Origin of the sequence: Curtobacterium sp. NPDC092190 (assembly GCF_044755625.1) — a bacterium.
GTDB lineage: Bacteria > Actinomycetota > Actinomycetes > Actinomycetales > Microbacteriaceae > Curtobacterium.
In genome coordinates, this window is record NZ_JBIVRJ010000005.1 from 1 (window position 1) to 16,650 (window position 16,650).

General features: G+C 72.7%; 16 protein-coding genes. 5 read left to right on the plus strand and 11 right to left on the minus strand.

From position 1 onward, the window contains the following. Nucleotides 1-181: 181 nt before the first annotated feature. A complete protein-coding gene (locus ACIQFY_RS12895) occupies nt 182-499 on the minus strand; it encodes a hypothetical protein (RefSeq protein WP_400340395.1) in 318 nt (105 codons plus the stop codon). A gap of 152 nt (nt 500-651) precedes the next feature. On the opposite strand from ACIQFY_RS12895, the gene ACIQFY_RS12900 reads away from it, so the two are divergent. After that, nucleotides 652-1,329 carry a TetR/AcrR family transcriptional regulator gene (locus tag ACIQFY_RS12900; protein WP_066651619.1) on the plus strand — a complete coding sequence of 226 codons (678 nt, stop codon included), beginning with the start codon at nt 652-654 and terminating at the stop codon, nt 1,327-1,329. Nucleotides 1,330-1,411: 82 nt separating this feature from the next. Continuing rightward, complete coding sequence (locus ACIQFY_RS12905) at nt 1,412-1,606, plus strand: DUF2795 domain-containing protein (RefSeq protein ID WP_066651621.1); 195 nt, start codon at nt 1,412-1,414, stop codon at nt 1,604-1,606. A 97-nt stretch (nt 1,607-1,703) separates the two neighbouring features. On the opposite strand, the gene ACIQFY_RS12910 is transcribed toward ACIQFY_RS12905, so the two are convergent. The 3 genes from ACIQFY_RS12910 to ACIQFY_RS12920 form a co-directional block, all read right to left on the minus strand. Next, complete coding sequence (locus ACIQFY_RS12910; protein WP_066651626.1) at nt 1,704-3,212, minus strand: threonine/serine exporter ThrE family protein; 1,509 nt, start codon at nt 3,210-3,212, stop codon at nt 1,704-1,706. 64 nt (nt 3,213-3,276) lie between these two features. Continuing rightward, the gene (locus ACIQFY_RS12915) at nt 3,277-3,753 is read right to left on the minus strand and encodes a hypothetical protein (RefSeq protein ID WP_400340397.1); all 477 of its coding nucleotides are present in this window, start codon (nt 3,751-3,753) and stop codon (nt 3,277-3,279) included. 79 nt (nt 3,754-3,832) lie between these two features. Beyond that, on the minus strand, nt 3,833-4,273 hold the full coding sequence (locus tag ACIQFY_RS12920) for an OsmC family peroxiredoxin (protein WP_209684341.1): 441 nt from the start codon (nt 4,271-4,273) through the stop codon (nt 3,833-3,835). 155 nt (nt 4,274-4,428) lie between these two features. Between ACIQFY_RS12920 and ACIQFY_RS12925 the strand changes: the two genes are divergently transcribed. Continuing rightward, complete coding sequence (locus ACIQFY_RS12925) at nt 4,429-5,472, plus strand: NAD(P)-dependent alcohol dehydrogenase (protein ID WP_400340398.1); 1,044 nt, start codon at nt 4,429-4,431, stop codon at nt 5,470-5,472. A gap of 167 nt (nt 5,473-5,639) precedes the next feature. Here the strand turns inward: ACIQFY_RS12925 and ACIQFY_RS12930 are convergent, their stop codons facing one another. From ACIQFY_RS12930 to ACIQFY_RS12955, 6 genes are read right to left on the minus strand one after another with little or no spacing between them, the layout of a single operon-like run. Next, nucleotides 5,640-6,341 carry a GntR family transcriptional regulator gene (locus ACIQFY_RS12930; RefSeq protein WP_235426420.1) on the minus strand — a complete coding sequence of 234 codons (702 nt, stop codon included), beginning with the start codon at nt 6,339-6,341 and terminating at the stop codon, nt 5,640-5,642. 46 nt (nt 6,342-6,387) lie between these two features. Continuing rightward, complete coding sequence (locus ACIQFY_RS12935; protein ID WP_400340400.1) at nt 6,388-8,073, minus strand: dipeptide ABC transporter ATP-binding protein; 1,686 nt, start codon at nt 8,071-8,073, stop codon at nt 6,388-6,390. Next, nucleotides 8,057-9,952 (minus strand): gamma-glutamyltransferase, encoded by a 1,896-nt coding sequence (locus ACIQFY_RS12940; protein ID WP_326497061.1) that lies wholly within the window; start codon nt 9,950-9,952, stop codon nt 8,057-8,059. The genes ACIQFY_RS12935 and ACIQFY_RS12940 overlap by 17 nt, the downstream gene beginning before the upstream one ends. Before the next feature lie 10 nt (nt 9,953-9,962). Next, the gene (locus ACIQFY_RS12945) at nt 9,963-10,838 is read right to left on the minus strand and encodes an ABC transporter permease (RefSeq protein WP_326497060.1); all 876 of its coding nucleotides are present in this window, start codon (nt 10,836-10,838) and stop codon (nt 9,963-9,965) included. Continuing rightward, nucleotides 10,835-11,788, minus strand: coding sequence for an ABC transporter permease (locus tag ACIQFY_RS12950; RefSeq protein WP_066651635.1), 954 nt, complete (start codon nt 11,786-11,788; stop codon nt 10,835-10,837). The genes ACIQFY_RS12945 and ACIQFY_RS12950 overlap by 4 nt, the downstream gene beginning before the upstream one ends. Next, nucleotides 11,785-13,443, minus strand: coding sequence for an ABC transporter substrate-binding protein (locus tag ACIQFY_RS12955; protein ID WP_400340401.1), 1,659 nt, complete (start codon nt 13,441-13,443; stop codon nt 11,785-11,787). The genes ACIQFY_RS12950 and ACIQFY_RS12955 overlap by 4 nt, the downstream gene beginning before the upstream one ends. A 312-nt stretch (nt 13,444-13,755) precedes the next feature. Here ACIQFY_RS12955 and ACIQFY_RS12960 point away from each other — a divergent pair, with 312 nt between their 5' ends. Both ACIQFY_RS12960 and ACIQFY_RS12965 read left to right on the plus strand, forming a co-directional pair. Then, the gene (locus ACIQFY_RS12960; protein ID WP_326497057.1) at nt 13,756-14,913 is read left to right on the plus strand and encodes a peptidoglycan DD-metalloendopeptidase family protein; all 1,158 of its coding nucleotides are present in this window, start codon (nt 13,756-13,758) and stop codon (nt 14,911-14,913) included. A 32-nt stretch (nt 14,914-14,945) separates the two neighbouring features. Then, entirely contained in the window at nt 14,946-15,569 is a 624-nt protein-coding gene (locus ACIQFY_RS12965) for a DNA alkylation repair protein (protein ID WP_400340403.1), read from the plus strand. Nucleotides 15,570-15,700: 131 nt separating this feature from the next. Here the strand turns inward: ACIQFY_RS12965 and ACIQFY_RS12970 are convergent, their stop codons facing one another. Next, nucleotides 15,701-16,519 carry a polysaccharide deacetylase family protein gene (locus ACIQFY_RS12970; protein WP_400340405.1) on the minus strand — a complete coding sequence of 273 codons (819 nt, stop codon included), beginning with the start codon at nt 16,517-16,519 and terminating at the stop codon, nt 15,701-15,703. Nucleotides 16,520-16,650 lie beyond the last annotated feature (131 nt).

Below are 16,650 nucleotides of genomic sequence, written 5' to 3' on the forward strand. Positions count from 1 at the left end.
TTTGTGTTCCCGGTTGTTGTTCTTTTTTTGTGGGGGGGCCCACCCTTTCTTCACGCGGTTCTGGGGTGGGGGGGCGGGGGGCCGCCCCCCCCGGGGGGCGCCCCGGGGGGGGGGGGGGGGGGGGGGGGCCCCGCGCCCCCCCCGCCTCCAGTCCGTCTGCGGTCACGTCCACCGCACGCCGTCAGCAGGCGACGGACCGCGCCATCCGCTCCAGCAGCTCCCGCGCGGACATCGCCGCCGTGAGCTCGACCTCGACCGGGTTGATCCCGATCGCGCGCTCGAACGCGCGGCGGCGGGCCTGGTCGGCGATCGGGACCTCGGGGCGTTGCGGCAGCCGGGCGATCGCGCGTGCTGCAGCGTCGAACGCGCCCTCCGGGGAGCCGAGCTGCTCCCACATGGTCCGCACGTCGTGCGCGACCTGCTCGTCGTCGCCGCCGAACTCGTAGCCTGCGGAGGCCATGGTGGCCAGGCCCTGTGCGACGGGGTCTTCGGGGGTCATCCCGGCATGGTCGCACGGCAGCCCGCGTGCGTGCTCCGGGGTCGTCGCCTGTCCCCCGACATGCTGACACCCGTACCGGGGATGCTGTGTCCCCCGCCACTGCGCTTGGATGGAGGTGCGGACAGGACGTCCGCCGCACGACGGAGGGCACGATGCTCGAACACACCAGCGCCGACACGCAGGCGGCAGCCGCCGCGGCCGCCACCCTGCACCTGCGCATCACGATCGTCGGCGCCACGGTCGACGTCCTCCGCGACGTGCCCTTCCACGAGGCCCACGTCGGCATGGTCGCCGAGCGGATGGGCATCACGACGGAGGAGCTCCGCCAGCACTTCCCGTCCTGGGACGGCCTCGTGCTCGCCGCCGTCGACCGCTGGAACGGCGCACGACTGGAGGCGGTGGCGCACGAGGTCGGGGACGGCCCCACGGTCGACCTGCTGCGTGCGATCGTCGCCTCGAACGCCGAGGACCCCGCGCTCATGCGGCTGCTCGTCGCACTGCTCTCCGTCGCCGGCAACCCTGCGCACCCCATGGCCACGTACCTGCGGTCGCGCTACCAGCTCTTCTTCTCGCAGGTCAGGCGCGGACTGGAGCACGACATCGCCGTCGGCCGCGCGCCCCACACGATGGACCCCCGTCGCGGTGCCGAGCAGCTCATCGCGCTGTACGAAGGGCTCCAGCTGCAGGCGATGCTCCGCGCGGAGCTCGACCTGGTGCCGGCGTTCGACCGTGCGGTCGCCCGACTCGAGCGCGGATGGATGGAGCGGTACGAGCCGCAGGCCGCGCAGCGCTTCTCGACGTGGAGCGACAGCGGGAGCTGGGAGATCTGACCCCTGGCCGCGAGGCGCGTCACCCGGGTCGACCCGGAGCCGCACGGGCGTAGTCGTGGAGGCTCCGACGGAAGGAACCGACATGGCAGCACCGAACCCGATCCAGGTCCAGAAGTACCTCAGCGGCATCGACTACCCCGCCTCGAAGGAGGACATCGTCGCGACCGCCGAGAAGGAGGACGCCCCCGGTGACGTCCTGGACGCCCTGAAGGGGATCCCGGACGGCGACTACGACGCCCCCACCGCGGTGACGAAGGCCGTCTCCGACAAGGGCTGAGGCGCTCGCACCACCCGAGACCCGGGCTGGGCGACGTTCCTCGTGCTCCCGGGCACGAGAGCGGTCGCCCAGCCCGGGTCTCGTGTCGGGTGGTCCCTCAGCGCGGGCGGTGGCCCCGCGGCACGGAGCCGTTGCCCGGGTCGTACCCGGTGTCCCGCAGGACGGGGATCGCCGTCGTGTCGTTGTGGACCGAGTGCACCGTCACCCGACGCGCCCGCCGCAGGGCCCGTCGCGCGCCGGGGGTCGCCACGAGACCGCCGAGCACGAGCCCCGCGCCGATGCCGAGTGCCACCGAGACGGCCGCCACGAAGTCGAGCGCGGCGCCGGACGCCCCCGACATGAAGTGCAGCAGGGCATCGGACACCGCGACACCGGGCAGCAGTGCACCGCAGAACGCCGGCACCGCGATCGCCGCCACGGCCGTGCGCATCCGGGCTGCTGCGATGGTCGACAGCACGCCGAGCAGCACCGACGCGATGAACGTCGCTCCCAGCAGCGGCATGCCGAGGTGCCGGAGCTCCCAGAGGAACGCGCCGGCGGTGACCGAGAACACCACCGCGACGGGGATGACCCGGGCACTGGCCTGCTGCACGAAGCAGTTCGCCGCCGCGGACACGACCGTCAGCGACAACGAGGCCCAGAGCGGCAGCGGTTGCAGCACGATGCCGGACGGGTCGACCTCGATGCTGAGCCACTGCAGGACCGCGATGCCGGCCGGGACCCCCACGACGATCGCGGCGATCACGAGCACGATGTAGAACGCCCGGGCGACGGCCATGGCCCGGAAGCCGGAGATCGCGTCCTGGGCCCAGGTGACGAGCGACACGTGGGGCAGCAGCAGGACGACGAGTGCGGCGACCATCGTGGCCGCACCGGTCGCGGTCAGGACGTCGGCCCAGATCGCCAGGGTGCCGATGGCCGAGGCGACGGCTGCCTGCGCACCGGAGACGAAGAACTGCGGGAAGCCCCTCCCGGTCAGCCAGCGGCCGGACAGGATGATCCCGAACATGAGCACGAACGCGCCGACACCGGCGCGCCAGCCACCACCGGCCTGCATCGCGATCGAGGTACCGAGCACCGAGAGGCCCACGTCGGCGAGCCAGGTCGGCCACCGGGTCGGCAGCCGCAGGACGGCGACCAGGGCGCTCACCGCGCTCGTCATGTCGCGCTCGCCGTGCACCAGGTCGTCGACGATCTGGTTCGCGCGCGCGAGCCGGTCGAGGTCGGAGCCGTCGGACTGCACCGTGCGGACCTTGACGAGCGGCGGGTGGTCGGCCGGAGCGTACTGGAGCGTGACCGAGCTGCCGGAGAAGTCGAGGTCGAGGGGCGCGAGGTTCCACTTCGTGGACACCGCGACGACGGCGGTCTCGACACTGCGGGTGTCCGCACCGGAGGCGAGCATGACCTCGGCCAGGTCGAGGCAGAAGTCGACGATCTGCACCGGCGAGTACTGCTCGCGCGGGCGGGTGTCCGGGGTGACGTCCTCGTAGATCGTGCCGCGCAGGCGGGCACGGGCGTCGCGGATGTCGTGCTGTGCGAGGTTGCGGACGCGCGGCCGGGGTGGGCGCCCGGGCCGCGGGACGCCGGGGAGGAACTGCTCGGCCATCAGACCATGGTGCCAGCCGCTCGTGCCCGAGTCCGGACGTCCGCTGGACGTTGCCGATGACGGGTCAGTGACGGGCCTGCGTGCTGAGTCGTCCGGCTGCGAAGGCGGTCATGGCCGCGCCGACCAGCACGACGACCTGCCCGGTCAGCTGCAGTCGGGTGGTCCGGATCGGCAGCATCGTCTCGCCGGCGAGGGGCGCGTAGGCGAACCACCCGAACGACGGGTTCGGTGCTGCGAGGAGGAGGACCACGCCGGCGACGAGCAGGATGATCCCGACCAGCAGCCCCCGGAGCGTCCAGGTGCGGGCGAGGCGAGCGGCGCACACGGCCGCGACGATCCCACCGAGCAGGGCGAGGACCGCCCCCACGACGAGCTGTCCGGGTCGGTCCCCGCTGACGAACGCGAAGTCACCGCCCGATGCACCCGCGATCCAGCCGGACGAGTCGAGTCGCCGCACCGCCAGGAACACCACGCCGACGAGGGCGACGAGTGCGCCCACCCACGTGACGACGTGCGTGCGGGTGCGGAAGAGGCGGCGCATGCGCCCTACCGTACCGATGGACGGACGGGAGGCGCGGTGCCAGCTGGCACCGCGCCTCCCGTCCGTCCGTCGGTGACGACTACTGCTCGAAGGTCGCCTTGAGCTCGATCTCGACGCCCGTGAGCGCCTTGGAGACCGGGCAGGTCGCCTTGGCCTCGTCGGCCGCCTTCAGGAAGGCGGCCTCGTCGATGCCGGAGACCTCACCGTTGACGGTGAGGGTGATGCCGGTGAGCTTGAAGCCGCCGGCGCTGTCCGGGCCGAGCGAGACGTCGGCCTTGACGTCGAGGGCCTCGACGGTGCCGCCGGCCTCGCCGAGGATCGCGGAGAACTGCATCGCGTAGCAGGCCGAGTGGGCCGCGGCGATGAGCTCCTCGGGGCTGGTGGTGCCACCGGCCTCGTCCGCGGCGCGCTTCGGGAAGGAGACGTCGTAGGTGCCGACCTTCGAGCTCGACAGCTCGACCTGGCCGGAACCGTCGTTGAGGCCGCCCTGCCAGGCGGTGCGTGCGGTGCGCGTGGGCATAGCCGCTCCTTTCGTTGGGGGAGGCCCCGTTCAGGGCCGACGCCAGTCAATCGGAGAACGACCGTTCTCGCAACCGGCTCTCGGGGAAGACGCAGGATGTCCGGCGACCGAGATGCGCGACAGGTGTAGTTTTGACGGAGATCGAAGGAGAACCCATGCACGCCGTCGTGTTCGAACAGTTCCGGACGTTCCCCGTCCTGACCGAGGTCGAGAAGCCCGTCCCGGGACCCGGGGAGGTGCTCCTCAAGGTCGCCGGTGCCGGGGCGTGCCACTCCGACGTCGCCGTCTACCGCGAGTTCCAGGAGGGGCAGCCGGGCGCGCAGGCCCCCGGGTTCGTCCTCGGGCACGAGACCTCCGGGTGGGTCGAGGCCGTCGGTGACGGGGTGAGCGGCTTCACCGAGGGCGACGCCTACCTCGTCTACGGGCCGGTCGGCTGCGGGCACTGCTCGTCCTGTTCGAAGGGCCAGGACACCTACTGCGAGAACGCTGCCACGAACCCGTACGCGGCCATCGGTCTCGGTCGGGACGGCGGCATGGCGGAGTACGTGACCGTCCCGGCGCGCAACCTCGTCTCGCTCGGTGACGCCGACCCGATCACGGCGGCACCGCTCAGCGACGCCGCGCTCACGCCGTACCACGCGATCAAGGCAGCGATGCCGAACCTGGCGGGCGGCGGCAGGTACGCGCTCGTGGTGGGGCTCGGCGGTCTCGGGCAGATCGCCGTGCAGATCCTCACGGCACTCACCGGCGCCACGGTCATCGCGACCGACACGAAGCAGGACGCGATGGACCGTGCCGCGGCCCGCGGTGCGGTCACCGTTCCCGCCGGGCCGGACCAGGCCACCGCGATCCGCGAGCTCACCGGCGGCAAGGGCGTCGATGCGGCGTTCGACTTCGTCGGTGCGACGCCGACGATCGCGACCGCGAAGGCCTCGATGGCGATCGGCGGACGGCTGACCGTCGTCGGGATCGCCGGCGGGACCGTCGAGTGGAACTTCTTCACGACGCCGTACGAGTCGACGATCACGAACACCTACTGGGGCACGATCGAGGACCTGCACGAGGTCGTCGCGATGTACCGAGCGGGGCAGATCGAGCCCGACGTCGAGCGGTTCGCGTTGTCCGACGCGCTCGAGGCCTACCGCAAGCTCGAGGCCGGCGAGCTGTCCGGCCGCGCGGTGGTCGTCCCGACGCTGTAGCGGGCGCGGCCGCGGCCGCGGCCGCCGCGGCTGCCCGAGGCTCGGCTGGGCGGACGGTTTCGCGGCCGCTGGGCCGCGAACGTGTCCGCATGCGCGAGCCTCGGCCGCGCGGCCGGCGCGGCCCGTGCGGGCCGCGCCGGCCGGACCGGCCGGGCCGGGCCGGCCGGTCAGACCGCGGGGCCCGCGGTCCGCAGGGCGTCGGCCTGCTCCGGGGAGGAGCGCGCCGCGTACCCGATGCGGCTCTCGCGGACGTGCCAGGCCATCCGCTCGGCGGCCTGCTCCACGTCCCCCGCGTCGATCGCGGCCAGGATGCGCCGGTGATCGGGCCACAGGCGCTTGCCGCGTGACGAGGTGTCGAGCGCGTAGAGCCACTCGATCTTCCGCGAGAGCTGCCGGAGCAGGGTCGCGAGCGTCGTGCTGCCGGAGAGCTCGGCGACCAGCAGGTGGAAGCGCTCGTTCAGGTCGACGAGCAGGTCGAGCTCGTCCCGCTCGACGGCCGCGTCACCCTCGTCGAGGACGGCCCCGAGTTCGCGGCGCACGCGCCACCAGTCCTCCGGCGGGGCCTCCGCGTCGAAGAGCGTGCGCGCCCGGGTCGCGGCGCGGCGGGCGGTGGCGGTCTCGAGCGACTCGCGGACCGCGAACAGGTCGTCGGCCTCGTCGAACGGGATGTCGGCGATGCGCGAGCCCACGTTCGGGCGCGACACCACGAAGCCCTCGCCCTCGAGCCCGCGGAGTGCCTCGCGGACCGGCACCCGGGAGACCCCGTGCCGCTCCGCGAGGAACGCCTCGGTCACCCGGGTGCCCGGTTGCAGGGCGCCGGTCACGATGTCGTGGCGGATGGCGTCGATGACGCTCGTCCCGTTCAGCACGGTGCCGATCGTGCCACACCGCGCCGGTCGCCCACCCGGGACGCCGTCACGCAGCCGCCTCGGCGAGGGCCTTGCCCGGGATGGCGTCGAGCAGGTCCTTCGAGTACTGCTCCTGCGGGTCGTCGAACACCGCGGCGACCGATCCCCGCTCGACGACCTCACCCCGGCGCATCACCACGACGTCGTCGGCGATCCGCCGGACCACCCCGAGGTCGTGCGTGATGAAGAGGTAGCTCAGCCCGAGCCGGTCCTGGAGCTCCTCGAGCAGCGCCAGGATCTGCTCCTGCACCAGGACGTCGAGCGCCGAGACCGCCTCGTCGAGGATGATCAGCTCGGGTTCGAGTGCCAGCGCCCGGGCGATCGCCACGCGCTGCCGCTGCCCGCCGGACAGTTCGTTCGGCCGGAGCTGTGCGACCTCGCGGGGGAGCGCCACCTGGTCGAGGAGCGTCGCCACCCGCGCGGTGCGCGACGCCCGGTCACCGATGCCGAAGACGCGCAGGGGCTCGTCGATGATCCGCTCGATCGTCGAGGTCGGGTCGAGCGACCCGTACGGGTCCTGGAACACCGGCTGCACCCGGCGTCGGATCTCCCGCCGCTCGGCGCCACGGGCGGTCCCGATGGACTTCCCGTCGACCAGGGCGGTGCCCGACGTCGGCGTCTCGAGTCCGAGCACGATCCGCGCGACCGTCGTCTTGCCCGAGCCGGATTCACCGACGACCGCGGTGGTCGTGCCGCGGCGCACCGCGAACGACACCCCGTCGGCAGCCTTGAGCGTTCCGGCCCCACGACCGCGGAGCCGGTACTCCTTCACCAGGTCGGACACGACGAGGAACGGCTCGCCCGCGGCCACGGGCTCCGGCGCGACCCCGGACAGCGCGGGGGCCGCCGCGATGAGCCGCTTCGTGTACTCGTGCTGCGGGTCACGGAGGATCGCCTCGGGCGCACCCTGCTCGACGATCTCGCCGTCGAGCATCACGACGACGCGGTCGGTCCGGTCGGCCGCGACCCCGAGGTCGTGCGTCACGAACAGCAGCGTCGTGCCGTGCTGGTCGACGAGGGTCTGCAGGTGGTCGAGGATCTGCCGCTGCACGGTCACGTCGAGCGCGCTGGTCGGCTCGTCGGCGATGAGCAGCTCGGGCTGGCGGGCCAGTGCGACGGCGATGAGGATGCGCTGCCGCATCCCGCCGGAGAACTCGTGCGGGAACTGGTCCGCCCGCCGGGAGGCCTCGGGGATGCCGGCCTCGGTCATCAGCGCCACCACCCGCTGCCGGATCGCCGCGCGTCCCCGCAGCCCACCGGCCCGCAGTGCGTCGGCGATCTGCGCGCCGACCCGCATCGACGGGTTGAGGTTCGTCGACGGGTCCTGCGGCACGAGCCCGATCCGTCCACCCCGGACGCGTCGCATGAGCGCCTCGTCGGCGTGGGCGATGTCGTCGTCGCCGAGGCGGATCCCACCACCGGTGATGTGCCCGGCCCCCGGCAGGAGCCGGAGCAGGGCCGCGATGAGCGTCGACTTGCCCGAGCCGGACTGGCCGACGATCGCGACGCGCTCGCCGCGGCGGACGTCGAGGTCGACGCCGTGCAGGACCTCGCGGTCACCGAAGGCGACCCGCAGGTCGCGGACGGACAGCAGGGTGTCGGTCCGGTCGGTCTGGTCGGTCTGGAGGCGCGGTGCGGCCCCGGTGGTCGTGTCGCCGTCGTGCATGGTCCGGTCCTCAGCGTCCTGCGGCATAGCCCTGTGCTCCTCGCGGGTTGGCGGCGGCGCCCATGACGCCGGTGTCGGGGTCGCGCGTCACGCACGACAGGCGGCCGAGCGACCAGTCGCCGGCGCGGGTGACGACGTGTCCGAGCTCCTCGAGCCCGGCGATGACGTCGTCACCGAGGCGGTCCTCGACGACGAGGCCGCCCGGGGTCCAGGTGCGGGGCCAGAACGACCCCGGGAAGGACGTCGTGTGCAGTGCGGGTGCGTCGATCGCCTGCTGCGGGGACCACCCGCCGACGATCGTGCGGAGCAGGAAGAGCAGCTGCCACTGGTCCTGCTGGTCGCCGCCCGGGCTGCCCATCGCGACCACCGGCTCGCCGTCCCGGAGCACGAGCGTCGGGGTGAGCGTCGTGCGGGGTCGGGCGCCCGGGGTGAGCGTCGACGCGGTGCCCTCCTCGAGCCACGTCATCTGCATGCGGGTGCCGAGGCAGAACCCGAGCTCCGGGATCGTCGGCGACGACTGCAGCCACCCGCCGGAGGGCGTCGCGCTGACGATGTTGCCCCAGCGGTCGACGACGTCGATGTGGCACGTGTCGCCGCGGGTCTCGCCCGTCTCCATCACGATCGGCTCACCGCGGTCCTCGTGCACGGGGTCGTCCTCGGCCGGTGCGGCCACCGCGTCGCCGCGGGCGCCGGGGACGGTGGGCTCGCCGACACCGGCGATCGACTCGCCGCGCGGTGTGTACGTCTCACGCAGCGGGGGCATCGCACCCGCGGGCACCGAGACCGACCCCGGTCGCAGCTCGTGCGACGCACGGTCACCGATCAGGGCGCGACGCGCGTCGGAGTACGCATCGGAGAGCAGCTCGGCCATCGGGACGTCGCCGTCGCCGTAGTACGCCTCGCGGTCGGCGAGGGCGAGCTTCTGCGCCTCGGCGATCGTGTGCGCGCCGAGGACGGTCGACGGGTCGAGCCGTTCGTCGTCCAGCGGGTCGAGCAGGCGGAGGGTCTGCAGGAGCGCCGGTCCCTGGCCCCACGGCCCGGTCTTCGCGATCGTGTGGCCACGGAACTCCGCGGTCGTCGCGGGCTCGGTCGACGCCCGGAACGCCGCGAGGTCGCTCGCGCGGACCACCCCGGCGTGGTCGGTGCCGGACGCGTGGCGGTGCGGGGCGCGGACGAAGGCGTCGACTGCCTGCGCGACGAAGCCCTCGGCCCACTCGGTGCGGGCGGCCTCGATGCGCGCGACGCGCGCGCCCTCGCCGTCCACGGTGCCGGACCCTGCCTGCACGAGCCGTTCCAGGACCGAGGCCCAGGTCTCGTTGCGCACCATCGACCCGGCGACCGGCACCGAGCCTCCCGGCAGCCACCGCTCGGCGGAGGACGGCCAGTGGTCGCGGAACAGGTCCTGCACGGTCCCGATGGTGGCGACCACGCGGGGCGCGACCGGGTGACCGTCGCGGGCGTAGCCGATCGCGGGGGCGAGCACGTCGGCGAGCTCCCACGTGCCGTGCTCGGCGAGGAGGAGCAGCCACGCGTCGACGGCACCGGGGACGGCGGCCGCCAGTGCGCCCGCCCCCGGGACCAGGTCCAGGCCCTCGGACCGGAAGTGCTCCGGCGTCGCGCCGGCCGGGGCCGGTCCCTGGCCCACGAGGACGGTCGGTGCCCTGTCGGACGCCGTCGCGAAGATCGCGGTCACGTCGCCACCGGGTCCGTTCAGGTGCGGTTCGACGACGTGCAGGACGAAGGCGCCGGCGACGGCGGCGTCGAAGGCGTTGCCGCCGCGCTCGAGGACCGACTGCGCCGTCGCGGTCGCGATCCAGTGCGTCGACGCGGCCATCCCGAAGGTGCCCTGCAGGTCCGGACGGGTGGTCTCCGTCGGCGGGGTGGTGAAGGCGGGGTTGGTGCTCATGGTGCTGGTGCTACTTCCGGTCCGAGGCGGTGGGGTCGAGGGCGTCGCGCAGGGCGTCCCCGAACAGGTTGAAGCCGAGGCAGATGACGGCGATCGCGACCCCCGGCACGACGGCGGCCCACGGCGCCTGGCCGAGGTACTGCTGCGCGTCCGAGAGCATGATGCCGAGGCTCGGCGTGGGCGGCTGGATGCCGAGCCCGAGGAAGGACAGCAGCGCCTCGCCGATCACCGCGACCGGCATGATCACGGTGGCCTGCACGATGATCGCCGAGACGCAGTTCGGCAGGACGTGCTGCGCGATGATGCGCGCGCCGCCGGCGTCCAGCGTCCTCGCGCTCGTCACGAAGTCGGCGCTCGTGATCCGCAGGGTCTCACCACGCACGATCCGGATCATCGCCGGCACGTGCGAGATGCCGATCGCGATCACGGCGTTCGACAGGCTCGGCCCGCTGATCGCCGCGAGCCCGACCGCGATGATGAGGAACGGGAACGCGAGCGCGACGTCGGTCAGGCGGGAGATGATCGCGTCGAGCCAGCGCCAGTACCCGGCGAGCAGGCCGAGCGGGGTGCCGACCACGACGGCGAGCAGCACCGACAGCACGCCGACGACGAGCGAGACCTGGATCCCGTACAGCGTGCGGGACAGGATGTCGCGGCCGAGGTCGTCGGTACCGAACCCGAAGCCGACGGTGAAGGGCACCTGGAACGGCAGGTCGAAGTGCGTCGCGGTCGGGTCGTGCGGTGCGACGATCGGTGCGGTGATCCCGGCGAGCACGACGACGGCGAGCATGATGCCCCCCGTCATGCCGAGCCGGTTCGTCCGGACCTGCTTCCAGATGCGACCGCGGCTCGAGCCCAGGTCGAAGGGAGCGGTGATGGTGGTCATGCGGTGCCTCCGACGCGGATCTTCGGGTTGATGACGGAGTACAGGACGTCCACGGCGAAGTTGATGAGGACGTAGCCCAGGGTGATCACGAGCACGACGGCCTGGATGACCGGGTAGTCGCGGGTGAACACGGCGTCGAGCGTGAGCTTGCCGAACCCGGGCAGGGCGAAGATGCGCTCCGTGACGACCGCGCCCGAGATGAGGCCACCGAGCTGCAGGCCGACGATCGTGACGACGACGATCATCGAGTTGCGCAGGCCGTAGCGGAAGAGCACCCGCGGGCGGCTGAGGCCCTTCGCCCGGGCGGTCCGGACGAAGTCGGTCTTCATCGTCTCGATCATCGACGCGCGGGTCTGGCGCATGATGACGGCCGCGAGCGACGTGCCGAGGATGAGTGCCGGGAGCGTCAGGTGGTGCAGCGCGCCGAGCGGATCCCGCGTCACCGGGACGTAGCCCGAGGCGGGGAACCAGCCGAGGCCCGCGGCGAGCCAGACGATCGCGAGGATGCCGAGCCAGAAGTTCGGCACGCTCAGGCCGACGAGCGCGGCGGCGTTCGCCATCCACTCGGGCCACCGGCCGCGGTAGCGCTCGGCGAGGGTGCCGAGGGCGACGCCCACGACGACCGCGACCACGATCGCGTAGAGCGCGAGCCAGAGCGTGACGGGGAGCGTCGAGCCGAGCAGGTCCGTGACCGGGGTGCCGGTGCGGGTGGACTGTCCGAGGTCGCCCTGCAGTGCGTTGACGACGAAGCGCCAGTACTGCACGAGCAGTGAGTCGTCGAGGCCGAGGTCGGCGCGGACGGCGGCGAGCCGCTCGGGGCTCGCCTCCTCGCCGGCCAGGGCCAGGGCCGGGTCGCCCGGCAGCTGCCGGACCCCGAAGAAGACCACGATCGAGGCGAGGACGAGCGTGAGCGCCGCCTGCCAGAGCCGTGTCAGGACGTACCGGGTCACTTGTCGCTGCCTTCCACGAACGCCGCCTGGCTGAGCCGGACCACGCCGTCGGCGTAGGTGGACACCCCGGCGACGTCGGAGCTGACGCCGGTGATGCTGCGGGTCCGGTAGAGGTAGATGATCGGGTCGTCCTGCTGGACCTTCGTGACCAGCTGGCCGTACAGGTCGGCGCGTTCCTGCTGGTCGGTGGCCTGCGCCGCCCGGGCGATGAGGTCGTCGACCTCGGGGTCGCTGTAGCCCGGGTAGTTGTTGCCGCCGCCGGTACCGAGGAACGAGCCGATGTTGCCGTGCGGGTCGACACGGCCCGACCAGCCGAGCTGCAGCGCCTGGAAGTCGCCGCGGGTCTGGTCGTCGAGCAGCGTCGTGTACTCGACCGGGGTGATCGTGATCGCGAAGCCGCCGGCGCGGGCCTGGGCCTGGAGCGCCTGGGCGAACCGGACGGTGTCGGGGGTGTTCGTCACCTCCATCTCGATCGGGAACGGCTGCTCGACCCCCGCTTCCTCGAGGAGCTCCTCCGCGCGGTCGGGGTCGTACTCCGGGCACGCCTTGCTCGCGTCGGTCGCGAAGGCGCTCGTGTCCGGGATCGGGGAGCACGCGACGTCCGCCCACCCGCGGAACACGCTCTGCACGAGCTCGCCGCGGTTGATCGACATGGACAGGGCCTGCCGGACCTTCCGCTCGGTGGCGAGCGGGGTGTCGAGTGGCTCCGGGTCGGTGCCGACGCCGTCCTGGTTGGCGAGGTTGATCGTGATGCCCTGGTAGCCGAGGGAGCCGGTGCGGAGGACCTCCAGGTCCTTCCGCTCCATCAGGTCGTCGACGTCCTGCGTGGAGATCGTGTCGGCGACCTGGACGTCCCCGGACTTCAGGTTCTGCGCGCGGATGCTGGCGTCGGTGATGATGCGGTAGGTGATCCGGTCGAAGTGGGCGCTCGCCGGGTCGTGGTACATCGGGTCACGCTCGACGGTGATCGAGGTCTGCGGCACGCGCTCGACGAACTTGTAGGGGCCGATGCAGACCGGGGCGTCCCCGAACCCGTCGCCCTCCTGCTCCAGCGCCGTCGGCGACATGACCATGCCCGCACGGTCGGCGAGTGCCGCGGTGATCGGGGCGAACGGGGTCGAGTAGCGGATGCGGACGGTGTGGTCGTCCACCGCGTCGATGCTGGAGACCGGACCCATCTCGCTCTTCCGGCTCGAGTCGTCCTTCGTCAGGTTCCGCTCGAGCGTCGTCACGACGGCGTCCGCGTCGAACGGGGTGCCGTCGGCGAAGCGGTAGCCGGTGTGCACCGGGAACGTGACGGTCTTCCCGCCGTCCGACACCGTCGGCAGCTCGGTCGCGAGCATCGGGACGATCGCACCGTCGGCGTCGATGTCGAAGAGCTTCTGGCACATCGTCTCCATGACGTACCGGGTGTACAGCGACGACGAGGTGGTCGGGTCGAGCCGGTCCGGTTCGGCGGAGAGCGCCATGACGAGGTCACCGCCCTCGCGGACCTGCTGGTCGCCGATCGCGACGGTGGTGACGGTGCCGGCGGTGGCACCACCGGCCTTCGAGCGTTGGACCGGCACGCACGCAGTGAGCGCGAGCGAGGCGGCCAGGGCGACGGCGGGCACGGCGAGGAGTGTCCGGCGGCGTCGAGCGGGGGTCTGGGACATCGTGTTCCTGGAGCTGCTGGTGTGCGTGGTGACTCTTGTGGAGTCACGCTCAGGAGTGCGGTGATTGCATACAATCACGACTGACAGCGCTCGTTTGTACACAGTGTGTTTCCGGTGTGTAACAGTTCCGCCGATCGTCGGCGCTCGTCTGCACGATTCCCGCCGCGTGTCATGCCCCCGGTCCGGGGGCTGTCCCGACCGGAGGCCTCCTGCGAACATCGACCCTCGGTGGGTTTCAGGGGCCCGCCGTTCCGAGACACGCACAGCGCCGGCGTCCGACGCCCGCGGCACCACGAGCAGGGGTTCCACCACATGATCAGGGCACGGGCGAAGTTCGCCGCGGCCGTCACCGCCGTCGTCATCGCGGCCGCGGGACTCGTCGCCACCGCGTCGCCGGCGCAGGCCGCGACCACCTACAAGGGCTCGGTGAAGGCCGGCACGACCTTGCAGCCGGGTGACACCATCACCTCGACCAACGGGCAGTTCCGACTCGTGATGCAGGGCGACGGCAACCTCGTCGAGTACGGCATCGGCAACGTCGTGCTCTGGGCGTCGAACACCCCGGAGCAGTTCGGCGCAGCAGCCGTCGTGCAGAAGGACGGCCGCCTGTCGCTCGTCCGGAGCGGTCGACTCGTGGCGCAGTGGGGGTCCGCCGGGGCGTCGAAGGACTTCGGTGTCCGCGCGGACGGCGAGCTGCGGATGCGCAAGACCGACAACGGCATGCTCTGGCGCATCACGGTCGCGCAGAGCAGCGTCCGGTCCGGCAACGAGATCCTGCCCGGCACCGTGCTCCGATCGAACCCGGGCGCCGCGCGGACGTTCACGATGCAGACGGACGGCAACCTGGTGCAGTACGTCAGCGGCAAGCCGGTCTGGTCGTCGCAGACGTTCGGCAACCCCGGGGCGAGGGCCGCCGTGCAGGCGGACGGCAACCTCGTCGTCTACGCAGCGGGCGGGCGGCGAGCGCTCTGGTCGTCCCGCACGTACGGGCGCGGTGCCGGGCAGTTGCTCGTCCAGGTCGACTCGAACGTCGTCCTGTACGGCGGCTCCGACACGCGGACCTGGTCGACGAAGCCCGTGACCGGTCTGCTCTGGCCGGTGAACGGGACGACCATCTCCGGCCGGTACGGTGACGACCGCGGGGCGGGGCACGTCCCCCGGTACCACCAGGGCACGGATGCCCCCGTGCGGGTCGGCACCCCGGTGTACTCGTCAGGTCGGGGCACGGTGACGACGGTGGTCCGCGACAACCCGAGCTACGGCAACTACGTCGTCGTCTCCTACGGCCTGACCACCGTCCTGACCGCGCACCTGAGCGAGATCGGTGTGACCAAGGGCCAGGTGGTCGGCATCGGCAAGCAGCTCGGCAAGTCGGGCAACACCGGGCAGTCCACCGGTCCGCACGTGCACGTCGAGACCCGCGTGAACGGCACGCTGAAGGACCCGTTGTCGCTGCTGTCCTTCCGCTGACCTCCGCGGCGGTCGCGGCCTAGGCTGATCGGGTGCAGCGCCACGACGCCGACTCGGTCCTCGCCGCCCTCGCCAGGACCCCGGGCGACGTCGCGGGTGCCCGGCGCGTCGCCCGACGGTTCGCCGACGTCGACGCCGGGGAGCGCACGGCGCTGCTCTGGAGCGAGGACGCGGGAGCGCGGCTGGTCGCCGTGCTGCTGCTGGTGCAGGCGATGCGCGCGCACCCCGACCCCGAGCTGACCGACGAGTACCTCGCCGCGGCGAAGGCCGAGCGGTTCGAGGACACGGTCCTGGTGGACGTCGCGGCCGAGGAGCTCGTCGGCGTCCCGCTCGTCGGCGCCTCGACCGGCCCGCTGTTCGCGCTCGCGAAGTCCGACGTGGCGATGGTCCGCCGGATCGCCGTCGTCGCGACGCTCGCGTTCGTCAAGCAGGGGGACGCCGAGGTGCCGCTCGCGATCGCCGGTCGGCTGGTCCGGGAGCGCAGCGACACCGTGCAGTCCGCGCTCGGGTGGGTCCTCCGCGAGACCGGGAAGCGCGCCTCGGAGTCGGCGCTCGTGGCGTTCCTCGAGCGGAACGGCCGCTTGCTGTCGACGGCGGCCCGGGCGACCGCGACCGAGCACCTGCCGCCGGCCGAGCGGGACCGCCTGCGCGGCTGACGACTCACCCTCGCGAGACGCAACGACGGCGACTGCTCGCAGCGCTGTACCGCTGCGAGCAGCAGCCGACGTTGCGTGTTGCCGAACCGGCGGGACCCGGCAGGACGGACGGCCGGCCGGGCCGCAGGGCGTCAGTGCGAGAAGACGTCGTCCAGCGTCCAGGTCGCCAGACCGCGCTCCTCGAGCAACTCGTGCAGCCTCGGGAGCGCCCCGATCGTGCCGGGGAAGTTCGCGTGTCCGATGACGATGTGTGCCGGCTGGAACCACTGCTCCGCGAAGCCGACGATCTGCTCCGCCGTGATGTCGCCCGAGTCGGCGAGCGTCCCGTACCAGAGCAGCGGGGTCGAGTAGCCGACGGCCGCCGCGGCACGGTCCACCCGCGCGTCGTGGTACCCGAAGGGCGGTCGGAAGTACGGGCGGGCGTCGACCCCGAACGTCCGCTCGAGGAACGCGTGGTTCCGCATCAGTTCGTCCTGGATCGCCTGGTCGCCGAGCTTCGTCAGCGCGGGGTGGCTCCACGTGTGGTTGCCGAGCTGCACCTGCCCGGAGTCGACGAGCGGCCGCAGCAGGTCGGCGTGCTCGGTCCACGACGGTCGGTCCCCGTTCACGAAGAACGTCAGGCGCGTCCCGGTCTCGGCGGCGAAGCGGGCGTAGGCCTCGACGACCTCGGGTGATGCCCCGTCGTCCACGGTCCACGCGATCCCCGGCGTGCCCTCCGGCAGGCCCGTGATCGTGCCGCCGGGCAGGGGGACCCGCGTCAGTGCCGGCCTCGTCGGGGTCGGGGTCGGGGTCGGGGTCGGCGTCGGTGTCGGCGTTGCCGTCGTGTGCGTGGGGGCGGAGGGCGTCGGCGCCGCGGGCCGGTCACCACCGGAGCAGGCAGCAAGGACCGCGGCCGCCAGGGTGCCGGTCGCCCCGGCGAGGATCGTCCGGCGGGTGGTGCTGTGGTCCATCGGCCCCAGCCTGCCGACCGGCCGGGCGCCGGCGCATCCGCACGCGGGAGGAGTCGCGGTGGCCGACCGGCCACCGGTGCGGACGGGAGGCCCGCCCCACCGCCGCCCGCAGCGCGCGTGGAGGACGGGGC

Coding starts and splice junctions, on each gene's coding strand:
- ACIQFY_RS12910 (WP_066651626.1), bottom strand. CDS start 3,212: ATGGCCGAGCAGTTCCTCCCCGGCGTCCCGCGGCCCGGGCGCCCACCC.
- ACIQFY_RS12915 (WP_400340397.1), bottom strand. CDS start 3,753: ATGCGCCGCCTCTTCCGCACCCGCACGCACGTCGTCACGTGGGTGGGC.
- ACIQFY_RS12945 (WP_326497060.1), bottom strand. CDS start 10,838: ATGACCACCATCACCGCTCCCTTCGACCTGGGCTCGAGCCGCGGTCGC.
- ACIQFY_RS12935 (WP_400340400.1), bottom strand. CDS start 8,073: ATGCCGCAGGACGCTGAGGACCGGACCATGCACGACGGCGACACGACC.
- ACIQFY_RS12955 (WP_400340401.1), bottom strand. CDS start 13,443: ATGTCCCAGACCCCCGCTCGACGCCGCCGGACACTCCTCGCCGTGCCC.
- ACIQFY_RS12895 (WP_400340395.1), bottom strand. CDS start 499: ATGACCCCCGAAGACCCCGTCGCACAGGGCCTGGCCACCATGGCCTCC.
- ACIQFY_RS12940 (WP_326497061.1), bottom strand. CDS start 9,952: ATGAGCACCAACCCCGCCTTCACCACCCCGCCGACGGAGACCACCCGT.
- ACIQFY_RS12920 (WP_209684341.1), bottom strand. CDS start 4,273: ATGCCCACGCGCACCGCACGCACCGCCTGGCAGGGCGGCCTCAACGAC.
- ACIQFY_RS12970 (WP_400340405.1), bottom strand. CDS start 16,519: ATGGACCACAGCACCACCCGCCGGACGATCCTCGCCGGGGCGACCGGC.
- ACIQFY_RS12900 (WP_066651619.1), top strand. CDS start 652: ATGCTCGAACACACCAGCGCCGACACGCAGGCGGCAGCCGCCGCGGCC.
- ACIQFY_RS12905 (WP_066651621.1), top strand. CDS start 1,412: ATGGCAGCACCGAACCCGATCCAGGTCCAGAAGTACCTCAGCGGCATC.
- ACIQFY_RS12960 (WP_326497057.1), top strand. CDS start 13,756: ATGATCAGGGCACGGGCGAAGTTCGCCGCGGCCGTCACCGCCGTCGTC.
- ACIQFY_RS12925 (WP_400340398.1), top strand. CDS start 4,429: ATGCACGCCGTCGTGTTCGAACAGTTCCGGACGTTCCCCGTCCTGACC.